At 69.5% G+C, this 15,420-nt stretch carries 13 protein-coding genes; 1 reads left to right on the forward strand and 12 read right to left on the reverse strand.

Translation table 11 applies throughout. The annotated features are described in order from the left end of the window. Positions 1-10: 10 nt before the first annotated feature. From pilH to purB, 12 genes are all read right to left on the reverse strand, one after another. Positions 11-409 carry a twitching motility response regulator PilH gene (gene pilH / locus Q0863_RS03910; protein WP_298575223.1) on the reverse strand — a complete coding sequence of 133 codons (399 nt, stop codon included), beginning with the start codon at positions 407-409 and terminating at the stop codon, positions 11-13. Between the two features lie 61 nt (positions 410-470). Further along, entirely contained in the window at positions 471-1,466 is a 996-nt protein-coding gene (locus Q0863_RS03915; protein ID WP_298575225.1) for a YhdH/YhfP family quinone oxidoreductase, read from the reverse strand. A 162-nt stretch (positions 1,467-1,628) separates the two neighbouring features. Beyond that, on the reverse strand, positions 1,629-2,222 hold the full coding sequence (locus Q0863_RS03920) for a TIGR00730 family Rossman fold protein (protein ID WP_298575228.1): 594 nt from the start codon (positions 2,220-2,222) through the stop codon (positions 1,629-1,631). A gap of 118 nt (positions 2,223-2,340) precedes the next feature. Beyond that, a complete protein-coding gene (gene lpdA, locus Q0863_RS03925; protein ID WP_298575230.1) occupies positions 2,341-3,777 on the reverse strand; it encodes a dihydrolipoyl dehydrogenase in 1,437 nt (478 codons plus the stop codon). A 134-nt stretch (positions 3,778-3,911) separates the two neighbouring features. Further along, positions 3,912-5,138, reverse strand: coding sequence for a dihydrolipoyllysine-residue succinyltransferase (gene sucB / locus Q0863_RS03930; RefSeq protein ID WP_298575232.1), 1,227 nt, complete (start codon positions 5,136-5,138; stop codon positions 3,912-3,914). A gap of 37 nt (positions 5,139-5,175) precedes the next feature. Continuing rightward, positions 5,176-8,007 carry a 2-oxoglutarate dehydrogenase E1 component gene (locus Q0863_RS03935; RefSeq protein ID WP_298575234.1) on the reverse strand — a complete coding sequence of 944 codons (2,832 nt, stop codon included), beginning with the start codon at positions 8,005-8,007 and terminating at the stop codon, positions 5,176-5,178. Between the two features lie 196 nt (positions 8,008-8,203). After that, a complete protein-coding gene (locus tag Q0863_RS03940) occupies positions 8,204-9,115 on the reverse strand; it encodes a GNAT family N-acetyltransferase (RefSeq protein ID WP_298575236.1) in 912 nt (303 codons plus the stop codon). Next, entirely contained in the window at positions 9,112-10,308 is a 1,197-nt protein-coding gene (locus Q0863_RS03945; RefSeq protein WP_298575238.1) for a cupin domain-containing protein, read from the reverse strand. Before Q0863_RS03945 ends, Q0863_RS03940 begins: the two co-directional genes overlap by 4 nt. Continuing rightward, complete coding sequence (gene bla / locus Q0863_RS03950; RefSeq protein ID WP_298575240.1) at positions 10,305-11,246, reverse strand: subclass B3 metallo-beta-lactamase; 942 nt, start codon at positions 11,244-11,246, stop codon at positions 10,305-10,307. The genes Q0863_RS03945 and bla overlap by 4 nt, the downstream gene beginning before the upstream one ends. After that, complete coding sequence (locus Q0863_RS03955; RefSeq protein WP_298575242.1) at positions 11,243-11,656, reverse strand: VOC family protein; 414 nt, start codon at positions 11,654-11,656, stop codon at positions 11,243-11,245. Before Q0863_RS03955 ends, bla begins: the two co-directional genes overlap by 4 nt. A 21-nt stretch (positions 11,657-11,677) precedes the next feature. Further along, the gene (locus Q0863_RS03960) at positions 11,678-12,196 is read right to left on the reverse strand and encodes a DUF3060 domain-containing protein (protein WP_298575244.1); all 519 of its coding nucleotides are present in this window, start codon (positions 12,194-12,196) and stop codon (positions 11,678-11,680) included. 29 nt (positions 12,197-12,225) lie between these two features. After that, positions 12,226-13,608, reverse strand: coding sequence for an adenylosuccinate lyase (purB, locus tag Q0863_RS03965; RefSeq protein ID WP_298575246.1), 1,383 nt, complete (start codon positions 13,606-13,608; stop codon positions 12,226-12,228). 325 nt (positions 13,609-13,933) lie between these two features. Between purB and Q0863_RS03970 the strand changes: the two genes are divergently transcribed. Continuing rightward, a complete protein-coding gene (locus Q0863_RS03970; RefSeq protein WP_298575248.1) occupies positions 13,934-15,358 on the forward strand; it encodes a class II fumarate hydratase in 1,425 nt (474 codons plus the stop codon). The last annotated feature ends 62 nt before the right edge of the window (positions 15,359-15,420 follow it).

Here is a 15,420-nt window from a genome sequence, read left to right on the forward strand (position 1 = left end):
TCGCCTGGCGTCAGGCGGCGTCGCCCGCCGGCGGCGGGGCGTCGCCGTGGCCGATGGTCGAGAGGATCGCCTCGGTGAGCTCGGCCTCGCTGAAGGGCTTGGTGAGATAGCCCTGTGCGCCCTGGCGGATGCCCCAGATGCGGTCGGTTTCCTGGTCCTTGGTGGTCACCAGGATCACCGGGATGTGGCCCGTCGCGGCATCGCGCTTGATCGTGCGCGTGGCCTGGAAGCCGTTGAGGTTGGGCATCACCACGTCCATCAGGATCAGGTCGGGCAGATGGTCCCTGGCGGCGCGAACGCCCGCGGCGCCATCCTCGGCGGTGACCGCCTCGTGTCCGAGCTTCTCGACGATGCGACGGATGCCCATCAACTGCGAGGGCGAGTCGTCGACGATGAGGATGCGCGCCATTCGAATTCCCCTTCTGGACAGCGGATTGTAGCGGCGGGACCGGTCCTGCCAACGGCCCGCACTATGGGAATGTGACCAGTGTCCTGCCCACCGAGCCGCCTGCGAGCATGCCAGAGAACACCTCCGGCAGTCCTTCGAGCGTGGTTTCCCGGGTGCAGATCCGGTCGAGATGGCGCGGCTTCCAGTCCGAGGCCAGCAGCTGCCAGACCTCGTCGCGGATGTCGCGGGCAGTGCCCGCCGAGGCGACGCCCAGCAGCGACACGCCGCGGATGATGAAGGGCATCACCGAAGCGGGCAGGTCCGCGCTGGCGGCAAGCCCGGCGCTGGCGACGTTGCCATAGGGCCGCGTCTGCGCCAGCAGACTGGTCAGCATCGCGCCGCCGACATTGTCCAGGCCGCCGCCGAAGCGCACCGACTCCATCGGCCGCGTGGTGGACAGCGCATCGCGGCCGAGCACCTCGCTGGCGCCGATGGCGCGCAGGTAATCCGCCTGGTCGGCTTTGCCGCTGATCGCGTGGACGGTGTAGCCGGCGCGGCTGAAGATGTCCACGGCCAGCGAACCCACGCCGCCGGTCGCGCCGGTGACGGCAAGTGGTCCGAGGTCCGGATGCTGGCGGTTGTCGCGCATGCGCAGCAGCGCCAGCGCGGCGGTGAATCCCGCCGTGCCCAGCACCATGCTTTCGCGCATCGACAGGCCCAGCGGCATCGGCACCGCCCACTTGGCTTCGATCCGTGCGTACTGCGAGTAGCCGCCGTCGCGGGTCTCGCTCAGGCCCGAACCGGTCACCAGCACCTGGTCGCCTTCGCGGAACTTCGGATCGGTGGACGCGACCACGTGCCCGGCCAGGTCGATGCCGCCGACCAGCGGGAAGCGCCGCAGGATCTTGCCCTGGCCGGTGCCGGCGAGCGCGTCCTTGTAGTTCACCGAGGAGAACGCGACCCGCACCACGATCTCGCCGGGCGACAGGTCGTCGAGCGCCACCGCTTCGATGACGCTGCGGTAGCAGTTGTCGTCGCTGTGGATGCGGAAGGCGTTGAAGGTGTCGGGGATGAGCATGCGGCGTCCTGTCGATCCGGCGGGGCCGGAAGGGTGCTCGACAGCGCGAACGCTGCCGAATCCATGGTTCCGCGCATTGTCACAGGATATCGGCCCGCAGGCCACGTCATGCAATCTCAAGTGGTCGCGGAGGCAGAACGCGTCGCCACGCGAGACGGACTCTTACCGCATGGTCTTGCGATGCTTCTCATCCAACCACTTCGTCGCGCTTGCCGGCGAATAGTCCTTCATCCATCCCAGCATCGTCTCGAGGTCGTCGCCGTGCCACAGGTCCGCGCGCTGGGCCGGATGCAGGAAGCGCTCCTCCACCATGCGGTCTATCATGCCGATCAGCGGCTGGAAGAAGCCGTCCACGTCGAGGAAGGCGCAGGGTTTGTTGCCGATGCCCAGCTGGCGCCAGGTCAGCATCTCGAACATCTCGTCGAGCGTGCCGAAGCCGCCGGGCAGGGCGACGAAGCCGTCGGCCAGGTCGAACATGCGCAGCTTGCGCTCGTGCATCGATCCCACCACCTCCAGCCGCGTCACGCCCTTGTGCGCGACTTCCCAATTGACCAGCTGCTCCGGGATCACGCCGACCACTTCGCCGCCGGCCTGCAGTACCGCGTCGGCCACCACGCCCATCAGACCGACATTGCCGCCGCCGTAGACCAGTTGCAGGCCCTCGCGGGCGATGCGGTCGCCCAGCGCCATCGCGCGTTCGGTGTAGACAGGCTTGCTGCCGGCGTTGGAACCGCAGTAGACGCAGATGCTCTTCATGGGACTCGACCGTCGGAAGTGAATGGGAAGCGGAAACGCGGAAGCCGGAAAGCACAACGCCGGACCCGGGTCCGGCGCTGCGTGGGAGCAGGGCGCGCTGTGCGTCTGCTTCGCGGCCTCAGTTGGCCTTGTGGATCGCGCGCTTGTCGACCGCCATGGCGGCATCGTGGATCGCTTCCGACAGGCTCGGGTGCGCGTGGCAGATGCGGGCGAGATCGTCCGCGGAGCCCTTGAACTCCATCGTCAGCACGCCCTCGTGCACCAGCTCGGAGACGTTGGCGCCGACCAGGTGCATGCCGAGCACGCGGTCGGTTTCGGCGTGCGCCAGTACCTTCACGAAGCCGGCGGGTTCGACCATCGCCACGGCGCGGCCGTTGGCGGCGAAGGGGAAGCTGCCCGACTTGTAGGGCACGCCTTCTTCCTTGAGCTGCTGCTCGGTCTTGCCGACCCAGGCCAGCTCGGGCTCGGTGTAGATCACCCAGGGAATGGTGTCGAAGTTGACGTGCCCCGGCAGGCCCGCGATCAGCTCGGCCACCGCGATGCCTTCCTCGAAACCCTTGTGCGCCAGCATCGGGCCGCGCACGCAGTCGCCCACGGCCCAGACGCCGTCGACGCCGGTGTGGCAGTGCTCGTCGACCTCGATCTGGCCGCGCTCGGTCAGCTTCACGCCGCTGCCTTCGGCCAGCAGGCCCTTGGACGCGGCCTTGCGGCCCACGGCGACCAGCAGCTTGTCGACGGTGATGGTCTGCTCGCCGTTCTTGTCGGCGTAGGTGACCTGGACTTCCTTCTTCTTGCCCTTGCCGGTGACTTCGGCCTTGGAGACCTTGGCGCCGAGCTTGATGTCCAGGCCCTGCTTCTTGAACTCGCGCGCGGCGACCTTCGAGACCTCGGCATCGGCCGCAGCCAGGAAATCCGGCAGTGCCTCGAGGATCACGACCTCGGCGCCCAGGCGCTTCCACACGCTGCCCAGCTCAAGCCCGATCACGCCGGCGCCGATCACCGCCAGGCGCTTGGGCACCTCGGTGAAGTCGAGCGCGCCGACGTTGTCGACGATGGCCTCGCCGTCGAACTTCGCGAACGGCAGTTCGATCGAGTCCGAGCCCGCGGCGATGATGACGTTGGTGCCGGTCAGCTCGACCTCGCTGCCGTCGTGCTGCCTGACCTTGACCAGGCGGTCGGCGTGCAGGGTGGCGAAGCCGTAGTAGGCGGCGACCTTGTTGGCCTTGAACAGCTGCGCGATGCCGCCGGTGAACTGCTTCACGATGGCGTCCTTGCGGCCGACCATCTTCTCCACGTCGATCTTCGGGTTGCTGGCGGTGATGCCGTGCTCGCCGAAGATGTGCTGCAGGTTGTGGAACTGGCGCGAGGAATCGAGCAGCGCCTTGGACGGGATGCAGCCCACGCGCAGGCAGGTGCCGCCGAGCGCCGGCTTGCCGTCCTTGCCCAGGGCGGCGTCGATGCAGGCGGTCTTCATGCCCAGCTGGGCGGCACGGATCGCGGCGTGGTAGCCGGCCGGGCCGGCGCCGATGACGACGACGTCGAATTGTTCGGTCATTTCATGCCCTCACAACGGGATTCGTGATTCGGGATTCGGGATTGGGAGAGGCTGGGCGGCTTTGCCGGCTTTCAACAGCCGACTGGCTGGTCATCCCCAATCCCCAATCACGAATCCCGGCATGGTGCTGGGGCCTACAGCCCGAGCACCATGCGTCCTGGATTCTCGAGCTGGTTCTTGATGTCGACCAGGAACAGCACCGCGTCCTTGCCGTCGATGATGCGGTGGTCGTAGGACAGGGCGATGTACATCATCGGCGCCGCCACCACCTGGCCGTTCTCGACGATGGCGCGTTCCTTGATGGCGTGCATGCCCAGGATCGCCGACTGTGGCGGGTTGACGATCGGCGTGGAGAGCAGCGAGCCGAAGGTGCCGCCGTTGGTGATGGTGAAGGTGCCGCCCTGCAGGTCCTCGAGCTTGAGTCCGCCCTCGCGCGCGGCCTTGGCGTAGTCGCCGATGCCCTTCTCGATGTCGGCGAAGGACATGCGCTCGACGTTGCGCAGCACCGGGGTGACCAGGCCGCGGTCGGTGGAGATGGCCACCGAGATGTCGGCATAGCCGTGGTAGACGATGTCTTCGCCGTCGACCGAGGCATTGACCACCGGATAGCGCTGCAGCGCATTGGCCGCGGCCTTGGCGAAGAAGCTCATGAAGCCGAGCTTGACGCCGGTGTCCTTCTGGAACTGCTCGCCGAGTTCCTTGCGCAGCGCCATCACCTTGCCCAGGTTGACCTCGTTGAACGAGGTGAGCATGGCGATCGATTCCTTCGACTGCATCAGGCGCTCGGCGATGCGCTTGCGGATGCGGGTCATCGGCACGCGCTCTTCCGGACGCGCGCCGCCGGAGACACCGGGGGTCTTGCCGGCGGCGTAGTTGACCAGGTCCTCCTTGGTCACCGCGCCGCGGCGGCCCGTGCCCTCGACCTGCGAAGGATCGATGCCCTTGCTCTCGGCGGTGAAGCGCGCGCCGGGGGGCAGGTCGCCGGTCTTGCCGGACGACGCGGGCGCAGGCTTGCCGGAAGCGGGCGCGGCCGCCTCGGCCTTCGCGGCGGCCTTCTTCTCCTGCACTTCCTCGGCGCCGGCGGCGCGCTGCGCGTCCTTGCCGGTATCGGCGGCGGCCGCTGCGCCTTCCTCGATGATCGCCAGCACCTGCTGGCTGGTCACCGTGTCGCCTTCGGCGAACCTGATCTCCTTCAGCACGCCGTCGACGGGCGAGGGAACCTCGAGCACGACCTTGTCGGTCTCCAGGTCGACGAGGTTCTCGTCGCGGCTGACGGCGTCGCCGGCCTTCTTGTGCCAGCCGGCGATGGTGGCGTCGGACACGGATTCGGGAAGGACCGGGACTTTGACTTCGGTGGCCATGGGATGGCGTCCTTGATGCGTTGGATTCGGGGCGGTGTTATTCGGCGACGATCTGGTCGCCGGGCGGATTGACCAGGGCATCGGCGACCAGGCGCAGCTGCTCTTCGACGTGGTCGGCGAAGTGGCCCACCGCCGGTGAAGGCGAGCGGCTGCGGCCGGCGTAGCTCAACGCCTGGCCCTTGGCCAGGCAGGCCTGCAGGTGGTGCTTGATCTGGTACCACGCGCCCTGGTTCTGCGGCTCTTCCTGGCACCAGATCACGTCGCTGGCCTTGGCGTACTTCTTCAGTTCGGCGGCGAGCAGCTCGCGCGGGAACGGGTAGAGCTGCTCGATGCGCAGCAGGGCGACGTCGTCCTGGCCGCGCTTGTGCTGGTCTTCCAGCAGGTCGTAGTAGACCTTGCCCGAGCACAGCACCACGCGCTTGACCTTCTTCGGCTCGGCCGCGGCATCCGGGATCAGGTGCTGGAACCGGCCCTGGGCCAGTTCTTCCAGGGTCGAGACCGCGAGCTTGTGGCGCAGCAGCGACTTGGGGCTCATCACGATCAGCGGCTTGCGCGTGGCCATCTTCATCTGCCGGCGCAGCATGTGGAAGCACTGCGCGGGCGTGGTCGGCACGCAGACCAGCATGTTGTCGAGCGCGCACAGCTGCAGGAAGCGCTCCAGGCGCGCCGAGCTGTGTTCCGGACCCTGGCCTTCGTAGCCGTGCGGCAGCAGCAGGGTCAGGCCGGAAATGCGGCCCCACTTGGCCTCGCCAGACGCGATGAACTGGTCGATCACGACCTGCGCACCGTTGGCGAAGTCGCCGAACTGGCCTTCCCAGATGTCGAGCGTGTTCGGATCGGTGGTGGAGAAGCCGTACTCGAACGCCATCACCGCTTCCTCGCTCAGCAGCGAGTCGATCACCGTCGCCTGCTCCGGGCGGTCGACCAGCTGGCGCAGCGGCATGTAGTAGCTGTCGGTCTTCTGGTCGTGGAGGATGGCGTGGCGGTGGAAGAAGGTGCCGCGGCCGGCGTCCTGGCCTACCAGGCGCAGGCCGTGGCCTTCGGCCAGCAGCGTGGCGTAGGCGAGGTTCTCGGCGAAGCCCCAGTCGCCGGGGATTTCCCCGGCGCTCATCTTCCGCCGGTCCTCGTAGATCTTGGCCACGCGCGGGTGCAGCTGCACGCCTTCGGGAATGGTATTGATCGCCTGCGCCAGCTGGTCGAGCGTGGCGGCCTTGACCCGGGTGTCGACCTCGTCGGCCAGCGTGCCCGACAGGTACTGCGACCAGTCGATGGTCAGCTCGTAGTCCTCGGGCTTGGAGCCTGCCAGTTCGGTGGTGACCTCGCCGGCGTCGAGCTTGCCGCGCAGGCTGTCCATCATCGCCTTGGCTTCGTCGGCCGATACCAGGCCCGCCTCGGCAAGGCGCGTGGCATACAGTTCGCGCGTGGTCGGGTGCTTGCGGATGGTCTGGTACATCAGCGGCTGGGTCGCCGCCGGCTCGTCGGCCTCGTTGTGGCCGTGGCGGCGGTAGCAGACCAGGTCGATGACCACGTCCTTGCGGAACTGCTGGCGGAACTCGTAGGCCAGCTTGGCCACGAACACCACGGCGTCGGGATCGTCGCCGTTCACGTGGAAGATCGGCGCGCCGACCATCTTGGCCACGTCCGTGCAGTACAGGGTGGAGCGGGCGTCTTCCTTGTTGCTGGTGGTGAAGCCGACCTGGTTGTTGACCACCACGTGCACGGTGCCGCCGACGGCGAAGCCGCGCGCCTGCGACATCTGCAGCAGTTCCATCACCACGCCCTGGCCGGCGAAGGCAGCGTCGCCGTGGATCAGGACCGGCACCACCTGGGTGCGCTCCTCGTCGACGCGACGTTCCTGGCGCGAGCGCACGGAACCGGCGACCACAGGGTCGACGATCTCCAGGTGCGAGGGGTTGAAGGCCAGCGCCAGGTGCACCGGGGCACCCGGGGTGGCGATGTCGGCGGAGAAGCCCATGTGGTACTTCACGTCGCCGGCGTGGGCGAGTTCGTTGTGCTCGAACTTGCCCTCGAACTCGTCGAACAGCTTGCGCGGGCTCTTGCCCATGGTATTGACCAGGACATTGAGGCGGCCGCGGTGGGCCATGCCGATCACGATGTCCTTGACCTTCTCCATGCCGGCCTGGCGGATCATGGTGTCCAGCAGCGGGATCAGCGAATCGCCGCCCTCGAGCGAGAAGCGCTTCTGGCCCACGTACTTGGTGTGCAGGTAGCGCTCCAGCCCTTCCGCGGCGGTGAGCCGCTCCAGCACCCGCTGGCGGGTCTCGGCGCTGAGGTTGTAGTCGCCGCCGGCCATCTCCAGGCGCTGGTACAGCCACTGGCGCTGCTGCACCTCGGGGATGTGCATGAACTCGGCGCCGATCGGGCCGGTGTAGGTGGCCTTGAGCCGGGCCAGAAGATCGCGCAGCTTCATGCGCGGCCGGCCGGCGACGCCACCGGTGCTGAACTCGCTGTCCAGGTCGCGCTCGGACAGGTTGTGGAAGTCCAGGCCGAGGTCCGGCGGGTTCATGGGCGGCGCGAGCGCCAGCGGGTCGAGCTTCGCGCCCAGGTGGCCGCGCGAGCGGTAGGCGGTGATCAGGCGCCCGACGTTGCGCTCGCGCTCGTCGCACTCCTGCGTCCCCGCCGGAACCAGGCCGCGCGCGGCCTGTCGGCCGGCCTCGGCCACGGCGGCGATCACCGGGGAATGCGGGACATCACCGGCCTCCCGCCCCTGGAAACCGTCGAACCAGGCTTTCCACTTCGGCCCGACGCTGTCGGGAGAGACGAGGTACTGCTCGTAGAGGTCCTCGATGTAGGCGGCATTGGCGCCAAGCTGGGAGGACTGCGCAAACTGCTTGAGAAGACTGTCCACGTCGGGCGTCTGGACTCTAGTTGGGAAGGCAAATTGCTGATCCGGAAAGATTTTTAGGCTTCCGGAATCGGCTGGATGATGAGCGCGCCATTATAGCCATTGCCCTTGCGGCGTTGCATCATGCTTTGGGCGGAGGGATCGCTGTGTTCCGGCCGTGGACAGGTGCGGCGTGCACCGGCCGACGCCGCCAGACCGCTCAGAGGCCGAGCGCGCGCAGTTCGCTGCAGGGGCGCGCACGTTCCCAGACTTCGTCGAAACCGCCGGTGAGCTGGCGGCTGCGGGCGCGGGCGCCATGCCCGGTCTCGCCGTCGAAACGATGGCCGAGCGGACGGAAGTAGTAGCCGCCGGTGTCGCTGGCGATGAGCGCGGAAGGCCAGCTGCGGTCCACCGGATCCTCGACCTCGCGCATCGCGAACACGCTGGGCAGGCGCTGGGCCAGGCCCAGCAGCGGGGCCTGGGCGCGCTGCACGGCCAGGGCGTCCTGCAGCAGCACGCGGACGACGGGGCCGCCGCCGGCGACGGCGAACCGGCGCAGCGCCTCGAGCACGCGCGGGTGGTCGTACAGGCCCGGATCGAGCGCGCGGCTGTAGATCGACAGCCGCCTGCGGGCATCCGACACGACCGCGACGGTGGCGGCCACGGCGGCCTCGCGGTCCTCCACCGCCAGCGGCCGGTCGAGCCTGCGTTGCATGGCCACGTGGCCGATCCCGGCCTCCACGAACCGTTCGCCGACCGGGGAAAAGCCGTGCCGGCGGTAGAACCCGATGGCCGTCTCCTGCGCATGCAGGTTCACCCGTTCGAGGCCGTCCTCGCGCGCGATGCGCAGCAGCGCATGCAGCAGGGCGCTGCCGACGCCGTACGCGCGCCAGGGCCGCAGCACCGCCATCCGCCCGATGCGCCCTTCCGGACTCAGCCGCGCGGTGCCGACCGGTGCGCCGCTGGCGTCGCGCGCGAGCACATGGCGACAGCGGGGATCGAGGTCGTCGATCTCCAGCTCCGGCGGCACGCCCTGTTCCTGGATGAAGACCGCCTCGCGCACCGCGCGCAGCTGCTCGAGCGCGGCGTCGTACGCCACGGCGACGACCTGGAAGGGGCCGGGCGGGGTCACCCCGGCTCGTCCTGCGACAGCCACTGGTAACAGCCGCCCAGCAGCAGTTCGTGCACTGCATCGCGGCCGGCCGCCGACAGCGATGCGTAGAGCGTGCCGTCGATCCGCTCGCTGCCCGCGATGCGCTGCGCGTCGCGGACCGGCAGGGCCAGGTCGTGCCCGGACACGTACAGGCGCCCGCCGTCGGCGGCACGCCGCCACGCCATGCGCGCATAGGGATGGCGCAACAGCACGGCGTCATCGTGTTCGAGCGACCACTCGATCTCGATGCGCGAGCGCGCCGGCGTGTCGGGCGCGGCGACATCGGCGTTGCGGTACTGGGTGATGAAGCGGCCGAACCAGTCGCCGAGCTTGTCCGGGTCGCGGAAGCGCAGGGTGTTCAGCGCCTCGACCACGCGCTGCATGGCGTCCGCGTCGATCTCGTTGGGATCCTTCGGCGGCACCAGGTCGGCGTCGCCGTAGCGCAGCGCCTCGTCGGCCGCGGCGGCGAGGGTATCGATGTAGTCGCCCATCAGTTCGGCCGCCGACGGTGCGCGCATGCCCACCGAGAAGGTCAGGCAGGGATCCTCGGCCACGCCGTGGTGCGGAACGCCTGGCGGCAGGTAAAGCATGTCGCCCGGGCCGAGCACCCAGTCGTGGCTGGGCGTGAACTCGCGCAGCAGCTTGATCTCGACGTCGTCGCGGAAGCCCAGCGGCGGATTCGGCCCCGCGTCGATCTGCCAGCGGCGGTGGCCCTTGGCCTGCAGCAGGAACACGTCGTACTGGTCGACGTGGGCGCCGACCGAGCCGCCGGTGGCGGCGAAGCTGACCATGATGTCGTCGATGCGCCAGCGCGGGATGAAGCTGAAATGCGCCAGCAGCGCGGCGACGTCGGCGTCCCACTTGTCGACGTCCTGCACCAGCAGGGTCCAGTCGCGTTCGCCCAGCGTCGGGAACAGTTCTTCGGGGAAGGGGCCGGTCTGCACCTGCCAGGCGTCGTCGGCGCGATCGTGGCGGATCAGCCGCGAGAGCGCGAGTTCCTCGCAGGCCAGGCCGGCGAGGTCCTCGGGTTCGATCGGCGAGACGAAACCAGGGAAGGCGCCGCGGATCAGCAGCGGGCGCTTCTGCCAGTAATCGCGCAGGAACTGCGCTGGCGGCATGCCCAGGCACTGGCCCGGCTGGCCCTGGACTTCGGTGGGAGGCGTGCGGCTCATGGCGTGGCTCCGGTGGCGGCTTCGCTGGCCAGGCGCTGCTCGAGGCGGGTGGCGCCGGCTTCGGCGTAGGCGCGGCAGGCGCCCTCGGCGGCAAGCGGGCGGGTCGCGTCGGGACCCAGGCGCGTCCATAGCGCGCTGGCCGACGGATGCGGGGTCACCAGCAGGTCACAGTCCAGCGCGGCGACCCGCGCGAAGCTCTCGCGCAGGCGCGCGACCACGTCGGGATGGTCGCTGAAGCGGTAGCCGTCGGCCGAGACCGCGGTCAGGCTGTCGCCATAGACGATCGTGCGGCAGTCGTCGCCATCGCACGAGCGCCAGCTCCAACTGGTGCCGCCCACGGCGTGGCCGGGGGTGGCGATCGCCTGCAGCTCGATCCCGCCCACGCGCACCACGCCGGCGTCGGCGACGAGCCGCACGTCCGCCACCGGCGCGAACGCGTCGAGCTCGCCGAACTGCGGATCGCTCTCGTAGCTGGCGCCACGCCCGAGCGTGGCCACCGCCGGCTCCCGCGCGTGCACCGGCGCGCCGGTGGCGTCCTGCAGCGCGACCAGCCCGCCGACGTGGTCGAAATGCTCGTGCGAGAACACGATCGCGCGCACGTCCTCCGGGTCGAAGCCCAGCGCGCGGATGTTGTCGATGATCTGCGGGCCGCCCTTGGGCGTGGCGCCGTCGATCAGCACGTGGCCCTGCGGCGAAGTGATCAGCAGCGCCGCGATACCGCAGGTGCCCACGTACCAGGTATTGCCATGCACGCGCAGCGGCGTGGCCGGATCGTCCCAGCCCGACTTGTCGGAGCAGGGCGCGGCTGGAGGCGCGGCGGCGATGGCCGGGGCGGCAGGGGCGGCGGCTGGCGTGGCGCCGGGGTCGTCGGTCCCGCCGTGCGAGCAGGCGGCCAGCAGCAGGCAGGCGGAGAGGAGGGGGGCGGGGCGGAACGTCATGTGGTGATCTCGTCGTAGCCGTTGCCGAGGAACTGGATCAGGCACCAGCCGTGGCCGAAGGGGTCGGCGACCTGCACGATCCGCCCCCAGGGCTCGTCGCGCGCCGCGCCTTCCTGGCGGGCGCCCGCGGCCAGTGCCGTGGCGAGCGCTGCGTCGAGGTCCTCGACCACCACGTCCACGTGCAGCGGCGTCCAGTGCCGCGCATAGGATCTCGGCTGGCCGCCCGCGCCTTTGCTGCCGTCCGGTTTGTGCAGCAGGTAGATCGGCATCGCCGCGCCGAGCAGCTCCAGCGCGCCGTCGCCGAGGCGGCGGCCGGCGCGCAGGCCGAACGCCGCCACATAGAACCGTTCGGCGGCAGTCAGGTCGGGAACATCGATGTTGAGCAGCAGCCGCATCGTCGTGGCATCCATGGGGTCCACTGCCGCAGCCGCCTACAGCAGGCGGTTGCCGGTTCCCGTATCGTCCAGCGCCGGCGCGTTGTCGGGATTGACCGTATTGTCCTTGCCGGAGATCGCGACGGGCCCGAGTTCGCGCGCCAGGATCATGTTGCGATCGCCCTCTAGCGTCAGCGTGCCGGCGTTGGTGAGGTTAAGCGTGTTGTCGTGGCCGGTCACGACCACCTCGCCCACCTGGGCGTTGAGCACGGTGACGTGACTGCCGTCGACGCGGATCGCGGCGGCCCGGTCGACGTTGATTGCGCCCTGGGACCCGGTCACCACGATCTGGCCGCATTCGCCTTCGATCACCAAGTTGAACGCGTCGCGGGTGATGTGCAGATCCTGGCCGGCGCAACTTGCGCCGCTGGCCGGGTCGGTCATGACCGACGCGCCGGCTAGCCGCTGCGGAGCTGGGGTCGTATCGCCTGACCCCTGTGTGGCGGCCGGGGGCGTGGCGTCGCCGCAGGCGGCGAGGGCCAGCATGGAGACGGTCATCAGCTTGCGTAGTGCCATGGTGTCCTGGTTCCTGGTTCCTGAAGGGATCAGACCTGCCGGGCCAGCTCCGCGGCCAGCCCGGTGTAGTCGCCCGGCGCCATGGCCAGCAGCCGCTTGCGGTCGGCCTCGGGCAGGTCCAGCGACTCGATGAACTCGCGCATCGATCCGGCGGTGATGCCCTGGCCGCGGGTCAACGCCTTGAGCTGTTCGTAGGGATTGGGCAGGCCATGCCGGCGCATCACGGTCTGCACGGCCTCGGCCAGCACTTCCCAGGACGCGTCGAGGTCGGCGGCCAGGCGCTCGGGGTTGGCGCCGAGCTTGCCCAGCCCGCGCTGCAGCGCGTCGAAGCCGATCAGCGCGTGGCCGAAGGCCGTGCCGAGCGCGCGCAGCACGGTCGAATCGGTGAGGTCGCGCTGCCAGCGGCTGACCGGCAGCTTGGCCGCGAAATGCTCCAGCAGCGCGTTGGCGATGCCGAAGTTGCCTTCGGCATTCTCGAAGTCGATCGGGTTGACCTTGTGCGGCATGGTCGAGCTGCCCACCTCGCCGGCCACCACCGCCTGCCGGAAATATCCCAGCGAGATGTAGCCCCAGATGTCGCGGCACAGGTCGATCGCGATCGTGCCGATGCGCTTGTGCGCGTCGCACAGCTCGGCGATGTAGTCGTGCGGCTCGATCTGTGTGGTGTAGGCGTTGAATTCCAGGCCCAGCGATTCGACGAAGCCGCGCGCGAAGACGGGCCAGTCCACCTCCGGATAGCTGGCCACGTGCGCGTTGTAGTTGCCGACCGCGCCGTTGATCTTGCCGCAGATCGCGACCGCGGCCAGCTGCTCGCCCTGGCGCTGCAGGCGCGCGACCACGTTGGCGAGCTCCTTGCCGACCGTGGTCGGCGAGGCGCTCTGGCCGTGCGTGCGCGAGAGCATCGGCAGCGTGGCGTGCGCATGGGCGAGTTCGCGCAGCTTCGCGACCAGCGCGTCGAGGCTGGGCAGCAGCACCTCCTGGCGCGCCTGGCCGAGCATCAGGGCGTAGGCCAGGTTGTTGATGTCCTCGCTGGTGCAAGCGAAGTGGACGAATTCCAGCGCCTGCGCCAGCGCCGGCGCCTCCTGCAGCCGCTCCTTGATGAAGTACTCCACGGCCTTGACGTCGTGGTTGGTGGTGCGCTCGATCTGCTTGACGCGCGCGGCGTCCGACGGCGAGAAGTCCTGCCACAGCGCCCGCAGCGTCGACACCTGGGCCTGGTCGAAAGGCTGCAGTTCGGCGATCCCCGGCTCGGCGGCGAGCGCGATCAGCCATTCGATCTCGACCCGAACGCGGGCGTGGATCAGCCCGAATTCGGAAAAGATCGGGCGCAGCGCGCCCACCTTGGCGGCATAGCGGCCGTCGAGCGGCGAGAGGGCGAGCAGGGCGGCGTCTTGCTGGGAGGTGGCGGACATGGAGGCAATGCGCGCGAACGGGACGCGTATTCTAGTGTCCTTCGCCGACTGGGGTGGCGTGGCCACCGACGATCGGGTTTCACCTGCAGCATCGCGAGCATCCCGTTCCGCCAGCCGGCAGCCCGGGGATGCACGGGCAGGCCGCGTTGCCTCCCGCCAATGCAGCACGGCGCCGCGCCAGCGCAGGCCTCGGCCCGCCGCATGGCGGCCATGGTGCGCCCAGCGGCGGCGATGCGTTGCCGCAGGTTGCACAGAGCGCTGGCGTATCCTGCGGCCAGCCAGCCGAGCTGCCGGCAACCACCCCTCTTTGCAAGGAGACAGGTTCATGGCCAAGGCCAGGAAAGGCGGCACCTCGGACGTCGCCGGCTTCCGCGTCGAACGCGACAGCATGGGCGAGCTGCAGGTGCCGGTGGACGCCCTGTGGGGCGCGCAGACGCAGCGCGCGGTGTTGAACTTCCCGGTGTCCGGGCGGCCGATGCCGCGCGGGTTCATCCGTGCGCTGGGCCTGGTCAAGGCCGCCGCGGCCACCGTCAACGGCGGGCTGGACCTGCTGCCGGAAGCCTCGGCCAGCGCGATCCGGCGCGCGGCGCTGGAGGTGGCCCAGGGGCGTCACGACGCGCATTTCCCGGTCGACGTGTACCAGACCGGCTCCGGCACCTCGTCGAACATGAACGCCAACGAGGTGATCGCGACGCTGGCCTCGACCGGCCGCCGCCGGATCCACCCCAACGACCATGTCAACCTCGGGCAGAGCTCGAACGACGTGGTCCCCACGGCAATCCGCGTGTCCGCGCAGCTGGCCGTGGTCGAGGACCTGCTGCCGGCGCTGCGCCACCTGCGCAAGACCATCGACGGGCGCGCGCGCGCGTTCCGCAAGGTGGTCAAGACCGGGCGCACCCACCTGATGGATGCGATGCCGCTGACCTTCGCCCAGGAGTTCGGCGCGTGGTCCTCGCAGCTGTCCTCGGCCGAGGCGCGGATTTCCGATGCGCTGGCGCGGCTGCGGCGGCTGCCGATCGGCGGCACCGCGATCGGCACCGGGATCAACGCGCACCCGAAGTTCGGCGAGCGGATGGCGCGCGAGCTGTCCAGGCTTGCCGGCACCCGGTTCGAGCCGGCCAGGGACCGCTTCGAGGGCATCGCCGCGCAGGACGATGCGGTGGAACTGTCGGGCCAGCTCAACACGCTGGCGGTGGCGCTGATCAAGATCGCCAACGACCTGCGCTGGATGAACTCCGGACCGCTGGGCGGGCTGGGCGAGATCGAGCTGCCGGCGCTGCAGCCGGGCAGTTCGATCATGCCCGGCAAGGTCAATCCGGTGGTGCCGGAGGCCGCCGTGATGGTCTGCGCGCAGGTGATCGGCCACCACACCGCGATCACCGTGGCAGGCCAGACCGGCAACTTCCAGCTCAACGTCGCCCTGCCGCTGATCGCGAGCAACCTGCTCGACTCGATCGGCCTGCTGTCCAACATCGGCCGGCTGCTGGCCGACCAGGCCATTGCCGGGCTGAAGCTGCGCCGCGACAACATCGACGCCGCGCTGGACCGCAATCCGATCCTGGTCACCGCCCTCAACCCGGTGATCGGCTACGAGAAGGCCGCGGCCATCGCCAAGCGCGCCTATCGCGAGAACCGGCCGGTGTTCGACATCGCGCTGGAGGACAGCGGCCTGCCCGCCGCGGATCTGCGGCGCCTGCTGGACCCGGCCGCGCTGACCCGCGGCGGCATCCACGGCACGGCCGGCGGTTGAGCTGTCGCAGGCGGACGCTTCCGGTCCGCGGCATTCGCGGGAGCGCCTCCGCTGCCCCGCGC

It is taken from the genome of uncultured Luteimonas sp. (assembly GCF_947492465.1).
GTDB lineage: Bacteria > Pseudomonadota > Gammaproteobacteria > Xanthomonadales > Xanthomonadaceae > Luteimonas.